This window comes from Paenibacillus zeirhizosphaerae, from assembly GCF_030705605.1.
GTDB lineage: Bacteria > Bacillota > Bacilli > Paenibacillales > Paenibacillaceae > Paenibacillus > Paenibacillus zeirhizosphaerae.
Genome location: NZ_JAPCKK010000030.1, coordinates 50,972 through 75,290 on the forward strand (window position 1 = coordinate 50,972; position 24,319 = coordinate 75,290).

The 24,319-nt window shown below is 49.8% G+C and carries 26 protein-coding genes; 21 read left to right on the top strand and 5 right to left on the bottom strand.

Annotated features, from left to right (window positions below; translation table 11 throughout):
- Window positions 1-78 precede the first annotated feature (78 nt).
- On the bottom strand, window positions 79-1,086 hold the full coding sequence (locus tag OIN60_RS18135) for a UCP032817 domain-containing protein (RefSeq protein WP_305756280.1): 1,008 nt from the start codon (window positions 1,084-1,086) through the stop codon (window positions 79-81).
- A 99-nt stretch (window positions 1,087-1,185) separates the two neighbouring features.
- On the opposite strand from OIN60_RS18135, the gene OIN60_RS18140 reads away from it, so the two are divergent.
- From OIN60_RS18140 to OIN60_RS18150, 3 genes are all read left to right on the top strand, one after another.
- On the top strand, window positions 1,186-2,637 hold the full coding sequence (locus OIN60_RS18140) for an ABC transporter substrate-binding protein/permease (protein WP_305756281.1): 1,452 nt from the start codon (window positions 1,186-1,188) through the stop codon (window positions 2,635-2,637).
- On the top strand, window positions 2,624-3,346 hold the full coding sequence (locus OIN60_RS18145; RefSeq protein ID WP_305756282.1) for an amino acid ABC transporter ATP-binding protein: 723 nt from the start codon (window positions 2,624-2,626) through the stop codon (window positions 3,344-3,346). Before OIN60_RS18140 ends, OIN60_RS18145 begins: the two co-directional genes overlap by 14 nt.
- Window positions 3,347-3,509: 163 nt before the next feature.
- A complete protein-coding gene (locus tag OIN60_RS18150; RefSeq protein ID WP_305756283.1) occupies window positions 3,510-4,163 on the top strand; it encodes a 3D domain-containing protein in 654 nt (217 codons plus the stop codon).
- An 80-nt stretch (window positions 4,164-4,243) separates the two neighbouring features.
- Here OIN60_RS18150 and OIN60_RS18155 read toward each other — a convergent pair whose 3' ends face one another.
- Window positions 4,244-5,029 (bottom strand): polysaccharide deacetylase family protein, encoded by a 786-nt coding sequence (locus OIN60_RS18155; protein ID WP_305756284.1) that lies wholly within the window; start codon window positions 5,027-5,029, stop codon window positions 4,244-4,246.
- 194 nt (window positions 5,030-5,223) lie between these two features.
- Between OIN60_RS18155 and OIN60_RS18160 the strand changes: the two genes are divergently transcribed.
- The 6 genes from OIN60_RS18160 (at window position 5,224) to mobB (ending at window position 9,779) form a co-directional block, all read left to right on the top strand.
- Window positions 5,224-5,892, top strand: a complete 669-nt coding sequence (locus OIN60_RS18160) for a PspA/IM30 family protein (RefSeq protein ID WP_305756285.1) — start codon at window positions 5,224-5,226, stop codon at window positions 5,890-5,892.
- 107 nt (window positions 5,893-5,999) lie between these two features.
- A complete protein-coding gene (locus OIN60_RS18165; protein WP_370872535.1) occupies window positions 6,000-6,404 on the top strand; it encodes a DUF350 domain-containing protein in 405 nt (134 codons plus the stop codon).
- A 27-nt stretch (window positions 6,405-6,431) separates the two neighbouring features.
- On the top strand, window positions 6,432-6,938 hold the full coding sequence (locus OIN60_RS18170) for a DUF4178 domain-containing protein (protein WP_305756286.1): 507 nt from the start codon (window positions 6,432-6,434) through the stop codon (window positions 6,936-6,938).
- Between the two features lie 12 nt (window positions 6,939-6,950).
- Window positions 6,951-7,694 carry a DUF4247 domain-containing protein gene (locus OIN60_RS18175; protein WP_305756287.1) on the top strand — a complete coding sequence of 248 codons (744 nt, stop codon included), beginning with the start codon at window positions 6,951-6,953 and terminating at the stop codon, window positions 7,692-7,694.
- A 271-nt stretch (window positions 7,695-7,965) separates the two neighbouring features.
- Entirely contained in the window at window positions 7,966-9,246 is a 1,281-nt protein-coding gene (locus OIN60_RS18180) for a molybdopterin molybdotransferase MoeA (RefSeq protein ID WP_305756288.1), read from the top strand.
- Window positions 9,243-9,779, top strand: a complete 537-nt coding sequence (gene mobB, locus OIN60_RS18185) for a molybdopterin-guanine dinucleotide biosynthesis protein B (protein WP_305756289.1) — start codon at window positions 9,243-9,245, stop codon at window positions 9,777-9,779. The genes OIN60_RS18180 and mobB overlap by 4 nt, the downstream gene beginning before the upstream one ends.
- On the opposite strand, the gene xerS is transcribed toward mobB, so the two are convergent.
- On the bottom strand, window positions 9,776-10,858 hold the full coding sequence (xerS, locus tag OIN60_RS18190; protein WP_305756290.1) for a tyrosine recombinase XerS: 1,083 nt from the start codon (window positions 10,856-10,858) through the stop codon (window positions 9,776-9,778). The genes mobB and xerS overlap by 4 nt on opposite strands.
- A 174-nt stretch (window positions 10,859-11,032) precedes the next feature.
- On the opposite strand from xerS, the gene OIN60_RS18195 reads away from it, so the two are divergent.
- Both OIN60_RS18195 and OIN60_RS18200 read left to right on the top strand, forming a co-directional pair.
- Complete coding sequence (locus OIN60_RS18195; RefSeq protein ID WP_305756291.1) at window positions 11,033-12,148, top strand: RNA-guided endonuclease InsQ/TnpB family protein; 1,116 nt, start codon at window positions 11,033-11,035, stop codon at window positions 12,146-12,148.
- A 218-nt stretch (window positions 12,149-12,366) separates the two neighbouring features.
- On the top strand, window positions 12,367-12,852 hold the full coding sequence (locus OIN60_RS18200) for a GNAT family N-acetyltransferase (protein WP_305756292.1): 486 nt from the start codon (window positions 12,367-12,369) through the stop codon (window positions 12,850-12,852).
- A gap of 80 nt (window positions 12,853-12,932) precedes the next feature.
- Here the strand turns inward: OIN60_RS18200 and OIN60_RS18205 are convergent, their stop codons facing one another.
- Window positions 12,933-13,850, bottom strand: coding sequence for an AEC family transporter (locus tag OIN60_RS18205; RefSeq protein WP_305756293.1), 918 nt, complete (start codon window positions 13,848-13,850; stop codon window positions 12,933-12,935).
- A 295-nt stretch (window positions 13,851-14,145) separates the two neighbouring features.
- Here OIN60_RS18205 and OIN60_RS18210 point away from each other — a divergent pair, with 295 nt between their 5' ends.
- The 3 genes from OIN60_RS18210 to OIN60_RS18220 all read left to right on the top strand — a co-directional run bounded on the left by OIN60_RS18210 (window position 14,146) and on the right by OIN60_RS18220 (window position 16,132).
- The gene (locus OIN60_RS18210) at window positions 14,146-14,841 is read left to right on the top strand and encodes a class I SAM-dependent methyltransferase (protein ID WP_305756294.1); all 696 of its coding nucleotides are present in this window, start codon (window positions 14,146-14,148) and stop codon (window positions 14,839-14,841) included.
- Window positions 14,842-14,863: 22 nt separating this feature from the next.
- Window positions 14,864-15,691 (top strand): glycosyltransferase family 2 protein, encoded by an 828-nt coding sequence (locus tag OIN60_RS18215; protein ID WP_305756295.1) that lies wholly within the window; start codon window positions 14,864-14,866, stop codon window positions 15,689-15,691.
- A gap of 72 nt (window positions 15,692-15,763) precedes the next feature.
- Entirely contained in the window at window positions 15,764-16,132 is a 369-nt protein-coding gene (locus OIN60_RS18220) for a DUF4180 domain-containing protein (protein WP_305756296.1), read from the top strand.
- A gap of 28 nt (window positions 16,133-16,160) precedes the next feature.
- Here OIN60_RS18220 and OIN60_RS18225 read toward each other — a convergent pair whose 3' ends face one another.
- On the bottom strand, window positions 16,161-16,883 hold the full coding sequence (locus tag OIN60_RS18225) for a DsbA family oxidoreductase (RefSeq protein WP_305756297.1): 723 nt from the start codon (window positions 16,881-16,883) through the stop codon (window positions 16,161-16,163).
- Window positions 16,884-17,052: 169 nt separating this feature from the next.
- Here OIN60_RS18225 and OIN60_RS18230 point away from each other — a divergent pair, with 169 nt between their 5' ends.
- The 7 genes from OIN60_RS18230 (at window position 17,053) to OIN60_RS18260 (ending at window position 24,308) form a co-directional block, all read left to right on the top strand.
- Window positions 17,053-18,042, top strand: coding sequence for a LacI family DNA-binding transcriptional regulator (locus OIN60_RS18230; protein WP_305756298.1), 990 nt, complete (start codon window positions 17,053-17,055; stop codon window positions 18,040-18,042).
- Window positions 18,035-18,913, top strand: coding sequence for a ribokinase (rbsK, locus tag OIN60_RS18235; protein WP_305756299.1), 879 nt, complete (start codon window positions 18,035-18,037; stop codon window positions 18,911-18,913). Before OIN60_RS18230 ends, rbsK begins: the two co-directional genes overlap by 8 nt.
- Window positions 18,913-19,314 (top strand): D-ribose pyranase, encoded by a 402-nt coding sequence (rbsD, locus tag OIN60_RS18240; RefSeq protein WP_305756300.1) that lies wholly within the window; start codon window positions 18,913-18,915, stop codon window positions 19,312-19,314. The genes rbsK and rbsD overlap by 1 nt, the downstream gene beginning before the upstream one ends.
- A gap of 14 nt (window positions 19,315-19,328) precedes the next feature.
- Window positions 19,329-20,810: a sugar ABC transporter ATP-binding protein gene (locus OIN60_RS18245; protein ID WP_305756301.1), complete on the top strand. Its 1,482-nt coding sequence runs from the start codon at window positions 19,329-19,331 to the stop codon at window positions 20,808-20,810.
- A gap of 1 nt (window position 20,811) precedes the next feature.
- Window positions 20,812-21,783 carry an ABC transporter permease subunit gene (locus tag OIN60_RS18250; protein ID WP_305756302.1) on the top strand — a complete coding sequence of 324 codons (972 nt, stop codon included), beginning with the start codon at window positions 20,812-20,814 and terminating at the stop codon, window positions 21,781-21,783.
- 14 nt (window positions 21,784-21,797) lie between these two features.
- Window positions 21,798-22,727, top strand: a complete 930-nt coding sequence (gene rbsB / locus OIN60_RS18255) for a ribose ABC transporter substrate-binding protein RbsB (RefSeq protein ID WP_305756303.1) — start codon at window positions 21,798-21,800, stop codon at window positions 22,725-22,727.
- Between the two features lie 180 nt (window positions 22,728-22,907).
- Entirely contained in the window at window positions 22,908-24,308 is a 1,401-nt protein-coding gene (locus OIN60_RS18260; RefSeq protein ID WP_305756304.1) for an LTA synthase family protein, read from the top strand.
- Window positions 24,309-24,319: the final 11 nt, after the last annotated feature.

The following is a 24,319-nucleotide window of genomic DNA, read 5'->3' on the forward strand; positions in this document are numbered from 1 at the left end:
GCGTATCCCTTGCATCGGTGCTTGAGCAGGGTACGCCTTGAAGCTTTGTGTCCTTAATATTCACTTGAGAACATGGGTTTAATCACTGCTGCTGCACGAAGAGCCGCTGCTGGACGATGAACAACTGCTGCAGGAACTGCCGGAGGAGTCGTGGCCTCTGGAGCTATCATGCCTGGAAGAGGAGTCATTATCGCCGCTGTCTGAGTATCCGCAGCCGCTTGCAGAGGAACAGTTGGAGCCCGAGTGGCCGCGGACCTTCTCGCCCTGCGGATCAACCATATGCTTCTGAAAATCCTGCGGTTCGTTCATGGAGAACCAGACGGTGTTAAAGAATAGGGCGTCCGACTGAGAATAATCGACCGGGCTCAGATCATTGTCATTTCTTCTCCTGGCGGTATGCACATGGGTTCGTAATCTTTGCAGCAGCCAATCCACCGCCTTCCGGATCTCGGGCCGGTTGCGGTATCCGTGCATGTTCCAGTGGGAAGCCTGCTCCAGATCGACGGACCTGCTCGCATACATTTCCAAATCCTCTTGCGGCAGCGGTTCTGTAAAGAAACGTCCCCACAGACCTGCGCTATATGTATTCCAGCCGAAGCATTGGACATAAACAGCATCAAACCAGGCTCTTTCATTCGGCATCGGCTGAGAGCCGGCATTAGGGGCATGGTGCAGCATGCGTCCGTAATAACGGTTGCTGAACTGCTCGTACTCTCTCGTGAACATCAGCATCTGATGCCAGATTTCGTCTACCTTGAGGCTGAACATAGGCACACGGTTCATCAGGGCACAGAGTACAAAGAAGCGTTTAAGCTCATGCCAGCGCCAGGCGAATTCCTGTTCGCTTATATCTGGATGCTCCTGCAGCGTTCGGCTGCGGACCGCCTCGGCGTAAGAAGCCGGCAGGTCTTGCTCCAGTTTGTTCCATAACGCGATGATAGAATCGTGCTTTCCGCTGCCGGTGGATGCGGGAATAGGGGCCTGCTTATAAAATAGTCTTCTCCGTTTGACCGCTCGCGTATCACGTTTTTTTACCAGCCTTATGATCACAAGAATAAGAACAGCAATCGCAAGTACAATGATCATATGTATCCTCCTCTGGTGCATGCATTGCATAATCATGCATTGTACTTTATAATGACACAGTTGTGTTAATTATAAACGAAAACAAGGGGAGACAAAAGGTTGAACAAGTTACAACGTTGTGCCGCGCTTTTTTTGGCAGGCATTATTTTTTTGCTGTCCGGGATGCCGCTTCACGCGGAAAGTGCGACAGAAGGCAAGCTGGTGCTTGGGACCAGCGCTGACTTTGCGCCATATGAATTTCACAAAACGATTGATGGCAAGGATACCATCGTCGGTTTTGATATTGAAATTGCAAAAGAGATTGCCAAGGATCTGAATAAGGAGCTTGTTATCGAGGATATGGGCTTTGATGCGCTGCTTCCGGCTCTGCAAAGTGGTAGAGTGGATATGGTCATTTCCGGAATGACCCCAACGGAGGAACGCAGACGGAGCATCGATTTCTCGGACAATTATTATCAATCCAAGCAGATTATTATGGTAAGGGCCGCCGATCAAGGCAGGTTTCCAACAATGGATAGCTTGCGCGGCGCTTCTATCGGTGTCCAGAAGGGATCGATCCAGGAAGAGATCGGACAAGGCATTCCGGATGCGAAGCTGACCTCGCTGGACAAAATTTCAGATATCATTCTCCAGCTCCAGACGAACCGGATCGATGCAGTTATCATGGAAGATACGGTTGCCGCCGGTTATTTGAGCGATGAGCTTGTGCTTGCAGATGCTGTTCCTGACACAACGGCAGTACAGGCTGCCATCGGGATTCAAAAGGGAAATACAGAGCTGCTGCAATCGGTGAATGAGACGCTGACCCGGTTGAAGAATAACGGGGATATCGAGCGGATGGTGACAGAAGCAAGCCAGCTTTCTGCGGGAACGAAGGACGAGAAAGCGTTGAGTATATGGAATGTATTCTGGGAGTACCGTGGCTTTTATGCAACAGGCATAGGGTATACCTTGCTGTTGTCAGCGCTCGGCGTGCTCTTTGGCTTCATCATCGGCCTGTTCATTTGTCTGATCCGGATGTCGGGCATCGGGATCATTCGCTGGATCGGTAGCGCCTATGTTGAGCTGCTGCGGGGAACACCGATGCTTGTGCAGTTGATGATCATTCATTACGGTCTAGCACTCACCTTCGGCATTAACTTATCACCGCTTCAATCAGGTATCATTACATTATCGATCAACAGCTCTGCCTATCTGGCCGAGATCTTCCGGGCAGGCATTCAGGGAGTTGACCGTGGCCAGATGGAGGCGGCACGCTCGCTCGGGATGAACCGCGGCAAAGCCATGCGCCATATTATCCTGCCGCAGGCCTTCAAAGCGGTGCTGCCGGCGATTGGCAATGAATTCATCACGATTATTAAAGAATCATCTATTATTTCCGTCATCGGTATGGTGGAGATTATGTATCAAGCTTCTGTTGTCAAGAACATTACGTATCAGGGCATGAGCCCTTACCTCATTGCCGCCGCCTTTTATTTTATTATGACTTTTGGATTGTCCAAGCTGTTGGGCCGATGGGAAAGGAAGTTGAGCGCAAGTGATATCCGTTAAAAATCTTCGTAAAGCATTTGGTAAAGTAGAGATCTTAAAAGGGATTGACATTGACATCGGCAAAGGGGAAGTTGTCGTGGTGATCGGTCCCAGCGGATCGGGGAAAAGCACCTTTCTGCGCTGCCTGAATCTGCTGGAGCAGCCGACAGGCGGTGAGATTCTGTTCGAGGGTGAGCTGATCACCGCGCCAAAGCATAATATCAATGCAACCCGTGAGAAAATGGGCATGGTGTTCCAGCATTTCAACCTGTTTCCACACAAAACTGTGCTGGAGAATCTGACCATTGCGCCCATTCAGGTGCGCGGGATGAATAAGCGTGACGCCGAAAAAATTGCGGAGGAGCTGCTCGCTACCGTCGGTCTGTCTGACAAAAGAGACGCTTACCCGAGCCAGCTTTCCGGTGGCCAGAAGCAGCGGATCGCCATTGCGCGCGCGCTGGCCATGCAACCGCATGTGATGCTGTTTGACGAGCCGACATCGGCTCTCGATCCCGAAATGGTCGGTGAAGTGCTGGATGTCATGAAAAAGCTGGCTGAGCGCGGTATGACGATGGTCATTGTTACGCATGAAATGGGCTTTGCGCGCGAGGTCGGGGACCGCATCATTTTCATCGATCACGGCATGATTATCGAAGAGGGGACACCGGAGCAGGTATTTGGGAATCCAAGCCATGCACGGACCAAGGATTTTTTGGCTAAAGTTTTGTAACCACAAAGCGGCACCGCCGGACAACCGGTTGGTGCCGCTTTTTTTGGTGTCAGGGCAACAGCATGGTAACATTTTCATGAAGAAAAGGTTACAAGTTTGTGATAATATGCAGAGAGCTTAAACATGAGTGACATGTTTGAGGGATGGGGAGGTACATAAAAGAATGAATTGGAACAAATTATTCAAAGCAGCAGTGATTGCGGCAGGAATCGGCATGATGGTGAATACCGTGCCAGTACATGCAGAGGCGGTATATACCGCGAAGGATGGAGATACCTATTACAAGATCGCCAACTCGTACGGACTTAACGTACAATCGCTGATGAAAGCAAATCCGGAGATTTCGGCGGATAACATATATGCAGGCAGACAGATCAAGCTCCCTGGAAGCGGGGTAAATGGCGGATTGGTTGAAGCGGCCTCCGTTAAGGCGAAGTCGAACGCCGTTTCAAAATTGTCGGCATCTCAGGTAACGGCATGGGGGAAAACCTATTCATTCTCCAAAGAGATCAACGTCAAGGCTTCGGCCTATTCAGCGTCAGGTAGTGAAAACGGCAAATGGGGAGCGGTCGATTATTTTGGCAATCCGCTGAAATTGGGCACCATCGCCGTAGATCCGAGCGTGATTCCGATGGGCACTAAGGTACTGGTTACAGGTTACTCCCATCCGGGGCTCCCGGCTCATGGCTTTGTGGCGACAGCCAGCGATATGGGCGGTGCGATCAAGGGCAAGAGAATCGATATTTTTATTCCGGGCGGCAAGTCCTTTGTCAATCGGTTTGGGCATCAAAACGTGAAGCTGTATGTCATTAAATAACCCTCCCCGAAGGACTAAACCTTCTAACCCATAGGCGGCTAGAAGGTTCTTTTTATTATCAACATCGACTGCGCAAAAGCTCATTTATGAGCCTGAATGTCGAGCTGCTGCGGAATGGTGACAAAAGTGTAGCCTTTCTGTTGTAACGTGCGGATCAGCGGCGGGAGTGCTGCTATGGTGCCTCTCAAGTCGGAGGTTGTGCCTCCGCCTGCATGCATAAGTATAATCGATCCGGGTCCGGTAGCCGGAATTACGTTGCTAAGGATACGATCTTTGTTCAGCCCTTTCCAATCCATGGAATCGACATTCCAATTCACGACGGTGTATCCCTTTTGACGTGTCCAGCGCAACTGGGCTTCTGATATTTCCCCGTACGGGGGCCTGATCAGCAGCGGCTTGTAGCCGGTTCTTTTCTCTATAGCGAGATCTGTTTTAACAATTTGGCGTTGGAACTGCTTGAGCGAGATTTTATTGAAATTCGGGTGGCCGAAGGAATGATTTCCCACAGTGTGGCCCTCTTGCACCATGCGTTTTACGAGCTCAGGGTACTTCTCCGCTCTATAACCGACAACAAAGAAGGTGGCTTTGACATGATTCTTCTTTAAAGCGTCCAGGATGTAGGGAGTAAACCGGGGATCCGGAGCATCATCAAAGGTCAGAGCAATTTGCCTCGTGCGCGGTCCCTGCATTTTGAACGTATCGGCGTATTTTTTGCGCAGTTTGCTTAGGCTGGACTCGTCCGCTGCGGTGATGACGGCAGCATCCTTCACGATCGTATGCGGCTGCGATGAGAGAGGAGGGGACGAATGACCGAAGGCCATATGCAGCATGATAAGAATACCGGGCAACCATAAAGAACGGAACATGGAATTGCTTCCTCCCTCGATTGGAATTCATCGGCTTGCAACTTTAGTTATTCGCCAATTGCTCATCAATTATGCCTGATAGTGCAGCAACCGGGATTTGCTTGTATGCGAAAAACGAAACCTGCAGCATTCGTCTACGTAAATGTACACATAACGAGTTTTATGACAGTTAAAATTTTAAGGAGGAAAACCCAATGTCCCTTTTCAAACGGCTCCGCGATCTTACAATGTCCAATGTCAACGCAATCATCGATAAGGCAGAAGATCCGATCAAGATGACGGAACAATATATCCGCGATATGCAGCAGGATTTAGAGGATGCGGAGAAAGCGGTGGCTGCGCAAATTGCCATCGAGAAGAGATTCAAACAACTGTATGAAGAACAGGAAGCTCTGGTGAAGAAGCGTGACGAGCAGGCGCACACGGCTGCCAAAGCACAGAATGTTGATCTGGCACGGCGGGCGCTGGAGGAGAAAAAAGCAGCCGAAGCCAAGATGGGCGAATATAAAGTAAACTACGAGCAGAACAAAGCCTCGGCTGACAATCTTCGCGGCAAGCTGGAAGAAATGCGCAGACAGCTTACGGAGATGAAGAATAAGCGTGATACGCTGGTTGCACGTTACAATGCGGCCAAAGCGCAGACGGAGATCAACAATGCGATGAGTGGCTTCAGCTCCGATTCGGCCGCGGCGGGTATGAAACGTATGGAAGAGAAAATGCTGCATATGGAGGCCAGAGCAGAGGCAAGCAACGAGATGGCTAACAAGGGCAAATCGCTGGACGAGGAGTTCAGAGAGCTTGACAAGAAGAGCGCGGTGGATGATGAGCTCGCCGCATTATTGAAGCAGTACGAAAATAAATAACAAATGAATCGATGAAGCGCTATGGCGTCTTCAGGAAGCGAAGGGGGACATAGGGTTTCCCTTCGCTTTTTCACTGCATATTAAGATCAAGTTGGAGGCTGAAGCTGATGGATTTGCAAACGTTAACGGCGATGTTCGTGTGGACGGTGGCCGGTGCGGTGCTCTTGTTTGTTTTGATGTTTGTTGACTCACTCTTTACGAAATACCGGGATTTTGAAGAGGTCAAGAACGGTAATATGGCCGTAACGGCAAGGATGATCCTGAAGCTGATCGCGCAGGGATATATTTTGTCAGGCTCAATCGCTACAGCATACAGCCTGGGTGTTGCGCTTCTGTATTCTGTTGTAGCCTTTGTCATCCTGTTGATTATGGAAGCAATTGTCCGTGTTCTGCTGCGTCAATGGGCTCGGTTTGATCTGGACGAAGGTACACAGCAGGGTAAGCTGGGCTATGGACTCTTCGCAGGCACACTTCATCTGGTCGGCGCATTCATCATTACAGCTTGCTTCTAACACTAGAGAAAGGCGGGAACTATAGCTATGGGCATGTGGAAACGAATTTCCAATTTATTCACCAAGCCGGAGCCTCTCAAGCGTGAGAGAAGCATGCTTGAGCTGATGCCGGGAGATATATGCGAGGTATCGCTTACCACCTATGAAGTCATGGGCCGAGTACATAACCGGGCGCGGAATGCAGTCATGCTTACACTTCAGGATGGCAGCCATATTCAATATTTGTATATCGAAGAACGGGAAAAGCTGCAATTTGCTCTGTATCTGCCGATCGACGGACGCCCGGATACGCCTGACGAGCTGCCGACCATCATGGAGCTGGACGGGCTGGACTATCATCTTGAGGAACAATATGGAGGGACGGTATCCGTTGTCGGCAGGACGCCATTTCTCCAGAGCGGTGAGCAGCATGTATGGCAGTATCAGGCGGACAATTATCGTCTGCTGCGCATTGAGTGGCAGGATGGGCGATTTATGCTGTATGAAGGGGACCAAGTCATTCCGGGAGACGTGAAGGTCATCCGGGCAAGCTAGGAGAGGATAAGTATGAATATACGGGCTGCCTGGCAGAGAAATTTGAAAATCATATTGGCTTTATGCCTTTTTATGTCGGTGCTGAGCGGTTGCGGATCGCCGTCGGTCAAGGACACGTATCCGCTGGAATCCGTAAACGGAAGCGGAAATGCCACCTCGTATGTATACCGGGCAGCCGATAAAACGGTACCCGAGGTGGCGCAGGAGCTGGTGAACAGCCGGACCCCGGAGCAGATGTCACCCGAGAGTAAGGAACGCATGTTTGTCGTTTACGCGGACGAATGGTATCATTTGCAGCAGGACCCGCAGAAGCCTGCAGATACATTAATCGAAGTGGATACGAGGCAGTATGTTCAGCAGAATTATAGCTCCAGCTTTTTGCAGGGCTACCTGGTAGCGAGCCTGCTGGATGACCTCTTCGACACTATGCGTGGAGGAAGCTACAGGGGCTATACGAGCAGAGATGTCTACAAGCCGCCTGCCGGTCAATATCGCAAGCCGACAACCAGCGAGAAAAAAACGGTTCCGCCGATTACGGTAGACCGCAGCGGATCGGTCATCCGACGTGGAGGTACCGGGTCTGTCGGCAGCGGGGGCAGCATTTTTGACCGTGGCGGTCAAAGCTCCTCCCCAAGCAGGGGCACGATCAATCGTGACAAGAGCAAGGGCGGCATATTTGATTCCCCCCGCAAATCTTATACGAAACCAAAGACGCGTATCGGCTCCGGCAAAATTGGAAGGCGAGGGCGACGATAAAAAGTAAATCCCGGGCTGTACGACCGGGATTTACTTTTTTTTACATACTTTGACTTCCCCCATCTATTCACTGTAGATTCCCCAATTGCGCTGTGATTCGTGATGTGAATATTTATTTTTAAAACCAATTTTTCCGCAATTAAAATGATAAAAGTGTAAATTGTGGTTTGGAAAGGTGGTTAAGGTTGCCAGCAGCCGTTTTTCGCGTTATAACTGGAACATAGACGAAGAGAGCTGGAGAGCGTAAAGCGCTAATGAAAAGGGTGGGTTCATGAAGCATAGCGATGACTATTCCAACAACAAATTCAAACGCAGTGCCATCTCGGTTGAAGAAGCACAAAAAAGAGTGCTGGAGCACACAGCCTCAGGGACGACGGAGTTCGTGCCGCTGTCTGAAGCACATGGCCGCTTTCTTGCCGTTCCCCTGCATGCACCGCATCCATTTCCGCACTTTCGGCGTTCGGGAATGGACGGATATGCTGTGGTCAGCGCGGATACGAAGAACTGCGGGGAAGACGAGACTGTCTGGCTGCGTGTAGTAGACGAAATTCCCTGCGGACACGTATCAGACTGCATGATTGCTTCCGGGCTGGCTGCCAGGATCATGACCGGGGCGCAGGTGCCTGAAGGTGCGGATGCCGTTGTTATGCTTGAGGCGACAAGGCTGCGCGAGGATTCAGGCGACGTATTCGTCGGGCTGAGGAAAAAGGTAGGACCAGGGAACAACGTCACTCCCATCGGTTTCGAGCTGCGGGAAGGCGAACTGTTGCTGGAGCAGGGGAGGCAGCTTGGGGCCGGTGAAATTTCCGCGCTGGCCACATTCGGAATCCACAAGGTACCGGTCGTTCGCAAGCCGCGGATAGCCATCATCTCGACAGGCTCGGAGCTGCTGTCCGTGGATGAGCCGCTTCAGCCGGGACGAATTCGGAACAGCAACAGCTTTATGCTGGCGGTGCAGATCCGTGAGGCCGGGGGCGAGCCTTGTATTTTGGATGCCGTGCAGGATGACGTAGGTACAGCCCGCAGGACAGTGCTGGATGCGCTCTCGGAGTTTGATTACGTGGTCACGAGCGGCGGTGTTTCCGTAGGGGACTATGACATCATGGGGGACTTGGTTAGACAGGAAGGCGTTGATTTGCTGTTTAATAAAGTCACGATGAGGCCGGGCAGCGTCACGACAGCAGCGGTCATCAACGGCGGTCTTCTCTTTGCCTTGTCAGGCAATCCTGGAGCGTGCTTCGTTGGCTGCGAACTGTTCATTAGGCCTGTGATTCGAACGATGCTGGGAGCAAGGCAGCCTTTTCTTCCCCAGTGGGAGGTTGTGCTGGGTGCGGATTATCATCGGGTGAACAATTTCACCAGATTTGTGCGGGCGAAAGCCGAGATAAGGGATGGGAGGATCTATGCCGTGCCTGCTGCGGTCGATGAATCCAGTGTCATGATTTCGATTAAAGACAGCGATTGTCTAATCGTAATTCCTCCTGGGACGGGACAGCTTAGAAAAGGGGACAAGATAGACATAATCAAGCTGGAGGGCGGAGGATGGTCATGAGTCTGGATCGCAAAGGAAAGCAGCCGTTTATTGGTCAGATCGTAGGGTATAAAAATACGGGTAAAACGACTTTCATGGGTTCCATTTTAACCACTCTCAAAGCCCGAGGATATCGGGTGGCCGTCATTAAGCATGATGCTCACGGCTTTGAGATGGATCATCACGACACCGACACATACAAGCACCGCGAGGCGGGGGCGGAGGGAGTCGCCATCGTTTCGCCCGGACGTACGGCGGTTCTGGAGGAAAGAACCGCCGGGCTTGATGAGTTGCTCGGACGATTTGACAGCTATGATTGTATTTTACTTGAAGGCTTTAAGGAAGCGCCTTATCCGAAGCTGGTTATGATCAAAGAAGCCGGGGACGCTGAGCTGCTTGGCAGACTGCCGTGCGTGGCGGGAGCCGTCTGCTGGCCGGGAATGAAGGAGCAGGTACTGCAGCAATTTACAAGCTTGTCCGTGTATGGCACGGAGGAAGCGGAGCAAGCCGCACACTGGATTGCAGAGCGGATTACAGGCAGAGCCAGAGCCTAGGAATCCGTACGGCGCTCAATCGCTTCGGACATCGTTTTGTCGGTCAGATGGGCGTATACCTCGGTCGTTTCCGTGGAGGCGTGGCCAAGCTGTTCCTTGGTCTTATAGATGTCATTCTGCAAATAATAGTCCGTTGCGAAGGAATGGCGCAGTTTATGAACGGTTAATGAAGGTTTGCCGTATCTTTTAGCATATTTGATAATCATGGCCTGAATGGCCCGTTTGGTCATCCGTTTTCCTTCATGGCTTCCATTTGGCAGCGCAACGAACAGGGCTTTTTCCCGTTTGGACATGCGATATCTCTGTTGCCGGATAGACAGATACAGAGACAGCTCGTCTTTGGCTTGCTCCCTAAAGTAGACAGGGACTTTAAACGTTTCATCGTTATTGCCTTTGCGGAATACATACAGCAGTTTATTGGCAAGATCCAAATCATCCAGATTCAGATTGACGACCTCGGATACACGCAGCCCCGAATTCAGAATGAGGCTTGCAATGCATGCATCGCGCTCCTTATTTTGCTCGTAGGCATACAGCGCCTGCTTGTTATGCTCAATATCTCGACCGTAGCCTTCGTGAATATAGCCGATAAATTCAAGCAGCTCGTCGTCCTCAAGAAGTTTGCCCTTGAGCTTGGCGGCTGTGTCCTTCGGCTTATGGATACGCTTGATTTCGACTTTGGCCATAATATTACGCTTCAATAGAGGATAGAAGTTCTCATCCTCTGCGATCTGGCTGAGATAATGGAATAAAGAGCGCAGCGATGACAGCTTGCGGGATATGGTAACTCTAGAGTTGGCACCGTCTCTTTTGGTGGTTAAAAAAAGGCGAAACCCGGTAATACTGTCCATATGCAGCTTCTCAAGCTCTTCCAGGGTCACACCACGATTCGCCTCAGCCGTGGAGAGCCCTTCCGCCCGCAGCCAGGACAGGAACGTGTCATAATCCCTGATATACTCCAGCAGGGTGGAGGGAGACAGATCAGGCAGCTTGTAATCGATAAACTTCTGCACATACCAGGGCATAGCCGGCAGTTTTTCGTCCAGCTTGATTCGGTCGATTCCTTTTTGAATGTTCATAAACGCGCATGGACACACGCGACTTTAGTCGTGTGAGGAATTGCGCTCGGCATAAGGGCTACCATCGGTAGCTCGAACGCCGAAAGCTCCATGCTACCTCCTTCCGCTATGAAGATTTAACCATTCCCCACTGAATCCTATGATATATTAATGCAGTGAGAAGAGGTGAGTCGAATGTCTACCATTACAGCAAAAATCCAAATTAATGTCCCGCATGAGCATACAGAAATGCTCACCAAGACCATCCAAACCTATCGTGAAGCATGTAATTATCTTTCAGTTATTGTCTTTCAAACCAAAGAATTACGTCAGCGTGCACTCCATGACTTGTATTATCGAGAGCTGCGAAGTCGTTTTGGTTTGAAAAGTCAAATGGCGCAATCAGTGATCAGAACGGTCATCGCCCGCTGTACATCTGCCCGATCCAACAGGCACGATTGGAACCTGGTCCAATTCAAACGTCCTGAATATGATCTGGTTTGGCATCGAGATTACGCTTTGAACGATGATCGGTTTAGCGTAAATACGCTGGACGGACGAGTGAAGCTTCGTTACAAAAAACGAGGCATGCAGCACTTCTTTGATGGCACATGGAAATGGGGCACGGCCAAGCTCGTGTACAAACACAAGAAGTGGTTTTTGCATATTTCCATGACCAAAGAGTTCCCTGAATTGGATCTTACAAAGGTCAACCATATTGTTGGCATTGACCTGGGAATCAACTTTCTCGCCACCACCTATGACAATCAAAGCCAGACGACGTTTTATCCTGGACGAACCATGAAACACAAACGAGGCCAGTATAAAGTCTTACGTAAACAACTTCAGATGAGACAAACCCCATCCGCTCGAAAACGACTCAAGGAAATCGGTTCAAGAGAAAACCGTTATGTTACCGATGTCAACCATCAAGTAACCAAGGCACTCGTTGAAACGTATCCGAAAGGGACTTTGTTTGTGATCGAAAATTTAAAGGGTGTTCGTTCCGCCACGGAAAAAGTATGTGTTCGCCATCGGTATGTGTCAGTTTCCTGGGCATTTCACCAATTCCGTGAGATGTTGGAGTACAAGGCTCAACTGAACGGACAGGGCGTCATCGCAGTAGACCCTAAATACACGTCTCAAACCTGCCCGAAATGCGGACATATCGAACGAGCGAATCGAAACAAAAAAATGCACACCTTTGAATGCCGAAACTGTCACTATCGTTCGAACGATGATCGAATCGGCGCTATGAATCTGTACCGCAAAGGAATCGAGTACATCGGTACAGGTACAACAGGAGTATAACTCTTGTTGTAGGGGCGAGGTCAACCGTCCTGATGTTCCAACACGCTAAGGTAGGAGCACTGTGAGGTGCGTTTGCACTACCGGTTAGGAATAAGTCTAAAAGGCTTGTGCGAAACACAAGCACTGTCTACGAAAGTAGGCAGAGACAAGCTCGTGACTTGAGTCATGAGTTGTTGACGGTTCATAAATATTCTAGCACAAAAATGAAAGGTGATAGCATGGAAGCGATGTTAAAGCTGGCAACGATAGAGCAGCGGCCCATTATCATGCGGCTCATTCAGTTCTATCTTTATGATTTCACCGAGTTTATTGAAATTGATATTTCAGTTGACGGGAGGTTTCCCGATTATCCTAATTTGGATCAATATTGGACGAGCGGGAATCGGAAAATGGCCTTCATTATATGGTATAGGGGCAAGCCGGCGGGCTTTGCGCTGGTCGACAGGCTGGATAACAAGCTCGAAGGGGATTATTATATGGCTGAGTTTTTCGTCATGCGCCCTTTCCGAAGATATGGGATCGGTTCCTGGGCCGCGCGCGAATTGTTCGGCAGGCTGAAGGGAAACTGGAAGGTAACGCAGGTGAAAAATAACACGCCAGCGCGTGCCTTTTGGAGGAAGGTGATCGGTGAATATACCAGGGGCGATTTTACGGAAAAAATACATCCATGGAAAGGCAGCCCCAGCCAGTATTTCACGACATAATGGAAGAAACAAGCTGTCACCGATCAAGTATCGGTGACAGCTTGTTTCATTTTTTTGCTCTTGCACAGATTGCTTCGATATTATCCTATATGATTGGCCAATGAAATCAGGATTGTCATCGTAAACACATTCACGATGGTGGAGAGCAGTACCGTTTGCGCCGCAAAATCCGGTTCATTCTTATACTCTTCCGCCAGAATGGACGTATTCACGCCGGTCGGCATACCGGAGGCGATCAGAAGCGCCTGGGCAGGTATACCTTTAAGATCAAGCAGCATGATGATGGCGAAGCCTACAGCCGGGCCAGCCAGCAGCCGCAGTACCATGCTGAGATAGACAGCGGTCCGGCGCAGCCGGAACGGATATTGCACAATTTGCGCACCGAGGGTTAGCAGCGCTATGGCAACCATGGAGTGGCTTATGTATCCCAAAGGCTCAATCAGCAGAGCGGGCAGCGGCGTGTGCAGCGCATTCAAGAGCAGGCCGAGCACAAGGGCGTAGGGCACCGGCATCTTCAGAAAGTTCAGCATAATTTTTTTGGCGTTGGAGGAGCCGTTCTGAACTACGAAGGTGCCGTAAGTAAATGTAATGAAGGTTTGGAAGGTCATTATGAGCGCCTGCACGGAAGCGGCCGTTGGTTCCCCTTTGAATACCAGCTCATTAATCGGCATCCCGTAATTGCCCGAGTTGTCCAGCATAACGCTATTGGTAAACGCACCCCTCATGCCTGGAGAATACTTGAGCGAGCGGGCGACCGACCAACTGATCAGGAACAGAATAAATATATAGATAGCATAAAAAAGAGCCACTTCACCAAGCAGCATCAGCGAAATATTCGATTGATACAAGCTGAAGAATACAACTGCAGGTGTAATGTAGTAGAAATTGATTTTGGCAAGCGTATACAGGTCAAGCCGGAAGGAGTACTGCATGATGCATCCGAAACCGATCAGCACCACGATCGGCAGGACAACGTTAAGCAAAATAGACAAAATCATGGTTGTTCATCTTCTTTCTATCTCATTCATTAGAGCTGTAAAGCACAGCATGCTTTTCATTATACTGCGAATTAGCGTAGAAAAGAGAGATTTTTTTCATAGAAACCAATTTTCAATATATGAAAAATTCACAATAGATAAAAGCATCTTCCCTCCATCATGTCAGCTCATCCATCCGCTCACACGTGTACCCGTAAAAAATGGGCAAATAAACGGTCTTTCGGTCACTATTGGCTCAGGCCTAGCATAAAGTAAACAAATTGAACTCTAATCACGGATAGAAGGAGCGAAATGAATGCAACGTTTTTGGGAAAAGGTGATTAAACCTATTATGGCTGCCCACCAGCCAAAGAGCATTGTTGAAATCGGAGCGGATGAAGGACTGAATACCCTCAAGCTGCTGGAATACGGTAAGCAATGTGATGCGGTATGTCATGTGATAGACCCTGCGCCGAAGTTTGAGGTCGAATGGGCGAAGGAGTGGTATGGGGATACTTTCAAGCTGTACGAGGACCTAAGCCTGAATGTGTTGCCGGAAATTGAATATTATGACCTGATTCTGATCGACGGAGATCATAATTGGTACACCGTATATCATGAGTTAAAGCAAGTGTCCGAGATGGCTGAGAAAAGCGGGCAGTTTCCCATTGTTCTTATGCATGATACGGCTTGGCCGTACGGACGGAGAGATATGTATTACGTTCCCGAAACGGTACCGCAGGAATTCCGCCACCCCTGTGAACTGAAGGGAATTGTGCCTGGATTGTCAGGGCTTGTGGCCGGAGCAGCGAATTCGCATTTGCATAATGCGGATCATGAAAATGGGGAGCGAAACGGAGTACTTACGGCAGTAGAGGACTTCATGGAAGAATCCTCTATTCCATTGCGTCTTCATCTTTTACATTCGAACAATGGTTTTGCCGTTTTGCTTCCAGTCGATTCACATCTGAATCCGATCATATCTTTCATTCTGAATACTTCCGGAATGTAACCGACAAGGAGGCAAAATTGCAATGGCTCTAGTATCCATTATTATGGTAACCTATAATAAGCCGGAGATGACCTGGCGATGCGTGGACAGTATTTTCAGGAATACAGATATTCCTTTTGAAATCATATTTGTAGACAATGCCTCGACAGACGACACGGTCACTTATCTAAAGACCGTGCCACAAGCAACGGTGATTCAAAACGAAGAGAACCGAGGATTTGCCGCCGGCTGCAACCAAGGGATACGGGCTGCCCGCGGAGATTACATTCTTCTGCTTAACAACGACACTATTGTTACGGCAGGCTGGCTAACGAAGCTGATGGAATGGCTGGATGCAGTTCCGAGCCGCGGGATCGTTGGTCCGATGTCAACCCATGTAGGGCCGATGCAATGTGTGAACGACCTGAAAGGAATCTCAATTAAGGAAATTGAAAGCTATGCTCTTGAACGCAGCCGGACTTATGCAGGTCAGGGCTACTACCCGCACAAGCTAATCGGTTTTTGTATGTTGTTCCGGCGCAGCCTGGTGGATTTAATCGGAGGGCTGGATGAGCGCTTTTATCCCGGCAACTATGAGGATGACGATTTTTGTCTCAGGGCCCGCATTGCCGGTAAATCGCTGTGGCTTGCACAGGATACATTTATTTATCATGAGGGCCAAGGCTCTTTTGTCAGCAAGGTGGGGACCAAGAAATATGTGCTGCAGTCCATTAAAAATGCGGAGCGCTTCCGCGATAAATGGAATATTGGTCTCTCTCCTTTAGAGATTAATCTCAGAGGTTACAATCCTTCGGAGATTGTTGCCAGGGAATATGTGTTTCTTCCTGAAAGGCATGCAATACCGCTATAATATAAAGAGGAAATTTCATAATGGGAAGGGCAGTCATTTGGCGATTGCCCTTTTCATTTTCAGGAGGGGAAAATGAATATATCAAGGTTAAAAGCAGACGGCGTAAATATTGCCGTCATAAGCGGCAACGAGATCCTCATTAAGGATGTTCAATCGGCATTGGATCTTATGGCAACCGTACGATATGAGACCGATTCTGATCGTATTGTAATACCCAAATCCATGCTGAGCGAAAGCTTTTTCGACTTGAAAACACGACTTGCAGGAGAGATTCTTCAGAAGTTCATCAATTATCGCGTGAAGGTTGCGATTGTCGGTGATTTCTCTGTGTATACAAGTCGAAGCTTTCAGAGCTTTATGTATGAATGCAACGCTGGAAATGACATTTTCTTCTTGCCTACCGAACAGCAAGCGATTGATAAGTTAAGCACAGACAAATAACAGCGGCATGACTGCCGCTGTCTATATGTTATTCGTTTCTTTGTGGAATTTCACAGCCTTCTTCTGTACATACAGCGCCTTCAGGCTTGTCGGCGGATTCCACCAGCGTGAAAGTGGAGCGCTCGTTCCAGGCTCTCTGCAACGCATCTGCAAACACCTCATCAGGCTGGGCGCCCGAGATGGCGAATTTCCCGTCCAAGACAAAGAAGGGCACGCCCGTGATACCAAGCTGCTGTGCTTGCGTCTCGTCTGTACGAACTTCGGAGGCAAACTGATTACCAGCAAGGACAGAAGCCGCTTCGGTACGGTCAAGGCCAACCTCCTCTGCCAAATCGGCAAGCACATCGGCGCTGCCAATATGCTCCGCTTCTTCGAGTGCTGCCTTAAATAACCGTTCACTCAGCTCCTGCTTTTTTCCCCGGGTATCCGCCCAGTGCGTCAGGCGGTGAGCGTCAAACGAGTTCGTTAGAATCAGGGAATTCAGATTGTAGTTGAGTCCTACAGTCCGTGCGCTGGCCTCTACGTTTGCATTCATGGATTTGGCTTGCTCTACGCTCATTCCATACTTAGCTGCAAGCTCTTCAGGTGCAGTATGCTCTGAGTCCCTTGAGGCCTCAGGATTAAGCTCGAAGCTGCGGAACTGTACTTTCACTTCATCCTTATGCTCAAATTGTGCCAGGGCGTTTTCCAGCCGACGTTTGCCGATAAAGCAAAAAGGGCACATATAATCAGACCAAACTTCAATAATCATGAGGAGGACCTCCAATATGAGATGTTATAACTGATACGGTTACAGCTATCTCATTATAAAAGATCTTCAGGTTTAACGCAATTTACCTTGAAGAAAAAAATAAATTGTCAAACAGAGCAAAGTATGATATTTTAATTCTGTAACCGGTTACACATTGGAGTGAACATATATGGCAACGATTAAAGATGTAGCTGCACTGGCTGGCGTATCGGTAGCCACTGTATCTCGGGTTATTAATGAAAGAGGATATGTGCATGCCGATACACGCAGGAAAGTGGAGGAAGCTGTTAAGCAGCTTAACTTTTCGCCAAATGAGGTCGCTCGTTCCTTATATAAACGCAAATCCAAGCTGATTGGCCTGCTGCTGCCGGACATTGCGAACCCTTATTTTCCGCAATTGGCCCGTGGGGTTGAGGACCGGATGCAGGAGCAGGAATTCAGGCTGATTTTCGGAAACAGTGATGAGGATGAACAGAAGGAGCAGGATTATATCCAGACATTTGTCCAAAATAACGTGGTCGGTGTCATCTCTTCAACGAACTACCCTCATTCTCCAATATATGAAAACTTGAAAATTCCGGTAGTGTTCCTTGACAGGACTCCACTGGACAGCCCGTCTGTGTATGCGGATGGCAGAGAAGGCGGCCGCCTGGCTGCCAAGGAAATGATCAGGCGCGGCAGTCGCCGCATCGCGGTCATGCAGGGTCCGGTACATATCAGACCGGCTCAAGACCGTTTTGAAGGCGCGATCGAAGTCATCCGGGAGGCTGGCCTTGACTACCGTGTAGTACAGACTACATCGCTTTCGTTTAACGAGGCCGGATTATGGGCTGAAGAGCTGTTCAGCAAGCACACCGATACCGACGGTGTCATTGCCAGCAATGACATTGCAGCTACAGCGGTGCTGCATGAAGCGCTGCGGATCGGAAGAAGGGTTCCCGATGATCTGCAGATTATCGGCTTTGACGATATTCCGCTGAGCAGTCTGCTATCGCCAGCGTTATCTACGATTCGGCAGCCTGCTTACGAAATGGGAAGAGAAGCGGCCGGGCTGCTGATCAAGCTGATTGAGCAGGCTCCGGTGGATCATAAAAATATACAGTTGCCGGTCAAGTTCATTGAACGGGACACGACGAGAAAGGTGAATTCGAATGGCTAAAGTATGTGTAATAGGCAGTAGCTCCATGGATTTGGTTGTCACCTCCCAGAAACGCCCGGACGCAGGCGAAACCGTCCTGGGTGAAAGCTTCAAAACGGTACCTGGCGGCAAGGGAGCTAATCAGGCAGTGGCCGCGGCGAGACTCGGCGCGGAGGTCACGATGATCGGCCGGGTAGGTGACGATCATTTTGGCCGCATCATTTTGGACAATTTTAAAGCCAATTCTGTAAATACGCAGCATGTGGAACCGGTTACAGGTATGGAAAGCGGGACCGCTCATATTGTTCTTGCGGAAGGGGACAACAGTATTGTTGTGGTCAAAGCGGCCAATGACGAGGTTACTCCCACATATGTGGACAAAGCCGCCGAGGCGATCCGTAGTGCGGATATTGTTCTAATCCAGCATGAAATTCCGGCGGAAACGGTTGTGCGTGTGAGTGCCATTTGCGCCGAGAGCGGTACTCCTCTGCTGTTGAATCCAGCCCCGGTAAGAAGCGTACCGGAAGAGGTCATTAATCATGCCGCTTATATTACACCGAACGAGCATGAAGCTGCAGTATTGTTCGAAGGCTTGGCTCCGGCGGAAGCCTTGCGTAAATATCCGAACAAGCTGTTCATTACGGAGGGCAGCAGAGGGGTTAGATATTTTGACGGGGAGCAGGAAATTCTGGTTCCGACTTACAAAGTGGAGGCGGTGGACACCACGGGCGCAGGGGATACATTTAACGCCGCTTTTGCCGTTGCTTTGGCGGAAGGCATGTCCTTGCAGGAAAGCATTCGCTTCGCCAACCGGGCTGCATCGTTATCGGTTACCAAATTCGGAGCACAGGGTGGCATGCCAACGCGTCGTGAAGTAGAGGAGAGCCTGTAATGAAGAAGCATGGAATGCTGAACAGCCATATTTCCAGGGTATTGTCTGATCTTGGCCATACGGACATCATTGTCATTGCCGATCTTGGCCTGCCCATACCTGCTGGAGTGCCCAAAATTGATTTAGCCTTAAAATTGGGCACTCCCGGTTTCCAGGAGGTTGTGGACCTGGTTGCCGAGGATATGGTGATTGAGAAAGTCATTTTGGCCGCTGAAATCAGGGAAGAGAATCCGGCGGCCATGCAATATATAACCGGAAAATTCGGAAATGATGCCGTTAACGCATCCATCAGCCACGAACAGTTTAAAGCACTCACCCGGCATGCTAAGGCGGTAATCCGCACGGGAGAGGCCACACCGTATGCCAATTGTATTTTGCAGGCGGGTGTCAATTTCGGTTAAAAGGAGGCTGCATCATGCAAATCCAGATGAAGGGCATTCATAAAGCGTTTGGTACCAATCAGGTGCTGAGCGGAGTGGATTTTGAATTAAAGGAAGGCGAAGTTCATGCCTTGATGGGTGAGAATGGGGCGGGTAAATCAACGCTGATGAACATTCTGATCGGTCTGCATCAGAGGGACCAAGGGACAATTATCATTGATGGCAAGGAAACCTATTTTGGCAGCCCAAAGGAAGCGGAACAGCGGGGGATCGCCTTTATACATCAGGAGCTGAATGTCTGGCCGGAAATGACGGTCCTTGACAATCTATTTATCGGGAAGGAATTGACCTCAACTTTTGGACTGCTGAATACCAAACAAATGAAAACGCTTGCCCAAGAACAGTTTGCTAAATTGTCAGTTCAAGTTCCCTTAGAAAGTCCTGCGGGAGAATGCTCTGTCGGACAGCAGCAGATGATTGAAATTGCCAAGGCGCTGATGACGGAGGCCAAGGTGATTATCATGGATGAACCGACTGCGGCGCTCACGGAACGGGAGATTCAAAAGCTGTTTGGTGTGATTGCCTCGCTCAAGAAAAACGGGGTATCCATCGTCTATATTTCTCACCGTATGGAGGAAATCTTTACAATCTGCGACCGGATTACCGTAATGCGTGACGGAAAAACGGTGGATACCCAATCGATTCCTGAGACAAGCTTTGATGAAGTGGTACGGAAAATGGTTGGCCGTGAATTAACGGAGCGGTATCCGGCCCGAAATCCATCCTATGGGGATGTTGTGCTGGAAGTACGTAACGCAAGCCGTAAAGGGTTGTTTCAGAATATTAATTTTTCCGTGAGAGCCGGCGAGATTCTAGGTTTCTCGGGACTCATGGGCTCAGGACGGACCGAGATCATGCGCGCCATCTTCGGCCTGGATGCTTTGGATAGCGGAGATATTATGATCCGTGGCAAGAAGGCCCACATCCGCAAGCCGGACGATGCAGTCAGACACGGGGTCGGTTTTATTACGGAAGACCGCAAGGATGAGGGATTGGTGCTGGATTTCTCAATCCGCGAGAACATGGCGCTGCCCAATCTATTCAGTTTTTCGGCCAAGGGCTTCATCTCGTCCAAAAAAGAACAGGATTTCGTCGATACGCTGATTAAGCGTCTGCAAATCAAGACACAATCCTCGGAAACTGCGGCCCGGAATTTGTCAGGGGGTAACCAGCAGAAGGTCGTTATCGCCAAATGGGTCGGCATCGGCCCGAGCGTGCTCATCCTTGATGAGCCGACACGTGGTGTGGACGTTGGAGCCAAGCGGGAGATTTATCAGCTGATGAATGAATTAACGGATCGCGGAGTCGCGATTATCATGGTTTCGTCCGAGCTTCCCGAAGTGCTTGGCATGAGCGACCGTATCGTGGTTGTGCATGAAGGACACATTAGCGGTGAGCTGACAAGGGAAGAGGCAACACAGGAACACATTATGACATTGGCCACAGGAGGGCAATGAGATGACAACTTTGCAGGACAACAAAACAGCCAAAAGCGGCTTCCGCTTGACAAATGTGACACAGAAGCTGGGGCCGCTGCTGGGTCTGATCATTCTGATTTTGATTGTATCGGTATTAAATCCAAGCTTTTTGGAACCGCTTAACATCTTGAATCTGCTGCGGCAGGTGTCCATTAACGCACTGATTGCCTTCGGCATGACGTTTGTAATTCTGACAGGCGGCATTGATCTGTCGGTCGGCTCCATTCTAGCTTTATCCAGTGCCTTTGTGGCCAATATGATGCTAGCCGGAGTAGATCCGATCCTGTCCATTATTATCGGGGTGGCGCTTGGTGGCATCATGGGTATGGTGAACGGAATCATGATCACGAAGGGGAAAATGGCTCCTTTTATCGCTACATTGGCTACCATGACGGTATTTAGAGGCTTGACGCTCGTATATACGAATGGTAACCCGATTACGGGATTGGGTGACAGCCTGCTGTTCCAACTGTTCGGACGCGGTTATTTGTTTGGAATCCCGGTACCGGCCGTAACGATGCTGATTACCTTTCTGATTTTATGGATTATTTTGCATAAAACAGCTTTCGGACGCAAGACTTATGCGATCGGTGGCAATGAGAAAGCTTCCATTATTTCAGGGATTAAAGTGTCCCGTGTGAAAATTATGATCTACTCGCTGGCAGGCATGCTGTCCGCACTGGCGGGAGCAATCCTGACCTCCCGTTTGAACTCGGCACAGCCAACGGCCGGTACGTCCTATGAGCTTGATGCCATTGCTGCCGTCGTTCTGGGTGGAACAAGCCTGTCAGGCGGACGGGGCCGAATCGTGGGCACCCTCATCGGTGTTCTGATTATCGGCGTGTTGAATAACGGATTGAACCTCTTGGGGGTCAACTCCTTCTATCAGATGGTTGTTAAGGGCGTCGTCATTGCCATTGCTGTCCTGCTGGACCGCAAGAAAACGGCTTAAGGAGAGAGACGAAAATGAAAAAACTGACCATACTTCTTGTAAGTGCACTGATGATTGTCCTGGCCGGATGCTCCCTAGAGCCCCCAGGCTGGGCCAAGCCTAATTCCGGCGGAAGCCAGGAGCAGATGAAAATCGGTCTATCGATTTCGACGTTGAACAATCCTTTCTTTGTTTCTCTTAAAGACGGGGTGGTTGCGGAGGCGGAAAAGCAAGGCATGCAGGTCATTGTGGTTGACGCGCAGAACGATTCGGCCAAGCAGACCAACGATGTGGATGATCTGATTCAGCAAGGTGTCGACGCTCTGCTGATTAACCCTACGGATTCCGCAGCAATTTCCACGGTGGTTCAATCCGCTAACAGTATCGGCATTCCGGTCATTACGCTGGACCGTTCGGCCGATAAAGGAGAAGTGGCAGCACTGGTTGCGTCCGATAATGTCAAAGGTGGCCGGATGGCTGCCGAGTACATCGTTGAACAGCTAGGTGAGGGAGCGAAGGTCATTGAGCTTGAGGGTGTGCCCGGGGCTTCCGCGACGAGGGAGCGGGGACAAGGCTTCCATGAAATTGCCGACAAACAGTTGAATGTTGTTGCGAAGCAGGCGGCTGATTTTGACCGTTCCAAAGGCCTGAATGTGATGGAAAACCTGCTGCAAGGCAATCCCGACGTGCAGGCGGTATTCGCTCATAATGATGAGATGGCTCTGGGAGCTATCGAAGCGATCCAAAGCTCAGGCAAGGACATTCCGGTGATTGGATTTGACGGCAATGATGACGCGATCAAGTCGATCCAGGAAGGAAAGCTGACGGCGACGGTTGCGCAGCAGCCGGAGCTGATCGGACAGTTGTCGGTGCAGGCGGCGCGTGATGTGCTGGCAGGCAAATCGATTGAGAAATCGATTCCGGCCGAGCTGAAGCTGGTTACGAAAGACAACGCAGACAAGTAAACGTTAGCAAAATGTTTCCCGTCTTGGGCCAAAATGTGCCTGGGCGGGATTTTTTCTGTCAGGCTTCTTGGACGTATGTCAATAGCCGTTTCTCACATCTGGAAAAAATTCGCTTCCGCATAGCACATGGATACACGCAGAGTGGGAAGAATAAGCGGGAATGCGTGAGGAGGTGATAGGATGGCAAAGGATTCCACGAACAAGAAATGGAAGCTCGCAATTATAACCGTCACTGCCTTGACCGGGCTTGCTGCGCTTGGCGTAAGTGTCCGTCACCATGAGGACCCACTGGCAAAAGAGCAGATCAGTGCGCTGAGTCTCCCTCTTCAATCGACCATTCAGGCCGTGCAGGAGTTGGAGGAAACCTATCCTTACCGCAAGTATAAAGAAGCGGGGGCACCTGCCTATTTTGGGGCTGGGAAAAATTATAACTTGATCGTCGTTCAGCTCGAATCGGTGCAAAATTTTCTGTTGAACACCTCTGTGCATGGCCAAGAGCTGACACCTGTCATGAATCAACTGGCAGCGGAAAGCCTGTATTTCCCTTACATATTTCAGCAAATGGGCCGGGGCAATACCTCGGATGCCGAGTTTTTGAGCAATACCTCCATTTATCCGGTTGGCAATAAGCCGATGTCCTACGCTTACGCTGAAAAAAAACTGCCCAGCCTGGCACGGCTGATGCATAAGTTGGGTTATAAGGCCTGGACATTTCATGTCAATCAGATTACCTTTTGGAACCGGGATCAGTTGTACAAGGCGTTGAATTTCGATCAATATTTTGACAAGCCGTATTTTCGCAAACAAATGTTCAACCGTTTTGGCGCTTCCGATGAGGAGCTATTCCGGGTGGGCTTGCACAAGCTGACCGCTTTACAGGCCCACAGAAAACCTTTTTACGCCCAGTTTATTACCGCCTCCAGTCACGCTCCGTTCACGATACCTGCCGCAAGCAAGCGGCTGAAGCTGCCTGAACATCTGCAAGCTCAACCGCTTGGCGACTACCTGACGGCTGCAAACTATGCGGATTATGCGCTGGGCACGTTTATTGACGGTTTGAAAAAGAACGGCTTGTGGGAGAAAAGCGTTGTTGTTGTGTACGGAGACCATTTTGGCCTGAACCGCAAAAAATTCAAGGCCAAGGAGGTCAGCCAGGCGCTCGGCATTGCATATCACCGTCATATCACACGTTTTAACGTACCGCTGATGATTCATCTGCCCGGCCAATCCGGGCGGGTCGTTGAGCAAGTGGGCGGGCAGGTGGATATCCTGCCGACCGTGGCTAATATCATGGGCATTGACCTGGCGAAGGAAGGGTTTACCGCCTTTGGGCATGATCTGATGAACATTGACCATAACCTGATCGGTATCCGTTATTATCTGCCCACAGGTTCGTTTTTTAATAATGATATTCTGTTTATCGCAGGCAAAAAAGGCATTTCGGACGGCAAAGCGGTATCGATCCGAACCTTGCAGCCGATCAAGGATTTGTCGCCCTATAAATCCGATTTTGAGTATATCAAGAAATGGATGAAGCTATCGGACAGATACGTCAAAGAGCTTCCCGAGCGCAAAAAATAGGGCGTTCCTCA